We start from the raw sequence: 1763 nt of genomic DNA on the forward strand, positions 1-1763 counted from the left end.
GTTGATGCGGGCGGTCGGCCCGGTCGGCGTGCGGTGGGCAGGAGAGGCTCCAGGACTGCCCGCTGAGTAGGCCCGGGGCGCGGTGCCGGGATTGCCCCCGGCCCGTCTCCCCGGACCTCTCGCCGAACCCGCCGTGCGCCTCTCAACGCAACGGGCTCTCCACGGTTTCTGCCGTCAGGTCTGTTGCAGGGGCCAGGGAGAGGGGATCGCTGTGCTGCGGTAGCGATACCGGGTCACCGGGATCGCGCTGATCTTCCGCAGCTCGGTCTCGCCCGCCGTGATCGGCTGCCACTGCCCGGAGGCTGTGACGAATCGGCGGCGGACGTCTGACCACGTCCAGTGATGCCGTTCGCGCAGCATGCGGATCAGCCTCCACCAGGTGAAGTTGTCCAACGTGCCAAATGTGTTCTTCGCGACGGCGTGCCGGAAGTAGTTGGCCCAGCCGTGCATGACCATGTTCAAGCTGGTCAGCACGTACTCCAAGTCCTGCTGCGACGTCTTGTAGGTCAGGGCACGGATCTTCGCCTTCACCGACCGCAAGGGCCGCTGGGCGACGAAGGTGTAGACGTACCACTTACTCGTTCCTCGCTTGCGGCGCCACTGGATGCGGAACCCCAGGAAGTCGAACCCTTCACTCATGTGCACGACCCTGGTTTTGGTTGGTGACAGCCGTAGACCGATGGGCCGAAGGACGTGAGTGATCTCTTCGCGCAACATTTCGGTGTCCGGTTCGGTCCCATGGACCAGGACCACGAAATCGTCCGCGTAACGGACGATCCGCCAGTTCGGTAATCCCTTGAGACGTCGTCGCCTCCGGCGGGCCTGAGTCGACATCGTCCCGCCTGACTCCCATGCCGCACATCCGTGCTCGTCGAGCATGGACAACGCGACGTTGGCAAGCAGAGGCGAAATGATGCCGCCCTGCGGAGTCCCGGTGCGGGTGTCCTGGAGTTCGCCGAGTTCCGTAAGAACCCCCGCTTTCAGGAACGCCTTCACCAGGGCCAGAACCCGTTTGTCCTTGATCCGCTTCCGGACACGGTCCATCACCGCGACGTGCTCGATCTCGTCGAAGCACGCCTGGATGTCCGCATCCAGCACCCACCGATAGCCGCGGGTCCTAAAGAAGTGGATCTCAGCGACGGCGTCCTGAGCCCGCCGGTTGGGCCGGAACCCGTAAGAGACCGGCTTGAAGTCGGCCTCGAAGACCGGTTCCAGCACCAGCTTCAACGCGGCCTGAACGACCCGGTCGGAGATCGTGGGGATCCCTAATCGCCGAACCTTGCCCGACCCTCCCGGCTTGGGGATCTTTCTCTCCCGCACCGGAAGCGGCCGGAACGTGCCCGCCTTCAGTTGGGCCCGTAGGTCGTCCAGGAAACCGGGGACACCGATCCGCTCTTCGACATCGGCGACCACGAGGCCGTCCACGCCGGCGGTTCGTGCTCCCTGATTGCCGGCAACCCGGTCGAACGCCATGATCAGCGTGGCCGGATCGTGCACGAAATTGAACAAGTCGTCGAACTGGCGGCCAGGATCAGCCACCGCCTAACGGTGAAGCTTGGCCTGCATCTCCGATACCCGCTGGAGCGGCCCCGCCGGGGTCGGATCCAGCACGGCCTCGATGTTCACCGAGGCGTCTTTCGGCATTGCAGCCTCCTCCCTCCGCAAATCCGCTGCCGCCCTTCCCCATGCACCGGGCTCTCCCCCACGGCCCCGGCGTTGTTCCTCTATGTCTGACTTGATCATTGTTTGTCAGATGTCGTAGA

Annotated in this window: 1 protein-coding gene; it reads right to left on the reverse strand. The window is 64.5% G+C overall.

Features of this window, described 5'->3' with window-relative positions; translation table 11 throughout:
* Positions 1 to 174 precede the first annotated feature (174 nt).
* Positions 175 to 1539, reverse strand: coding sequence for a group II intron reverse transcriptase/maturase (gene ltrA, locus ACFHWS_RS28410; RefSeq protein WP_416569567.1), 1365 nt, complete (start codon positions 1537 to 1539; stop codon positions 175 to 177).
* Between the last annotated feature and the right edge of the window lie 224 nt (positions 1540 to 1763).

This window comes from Micromonospora sp. LOL_013, assembly GCF_048060315.1.
GTDB lineage: Bacteria > Actinomycetota > Actinomycetes > Mycobacteriales > Micromonosporaceae > Micromonospora_E.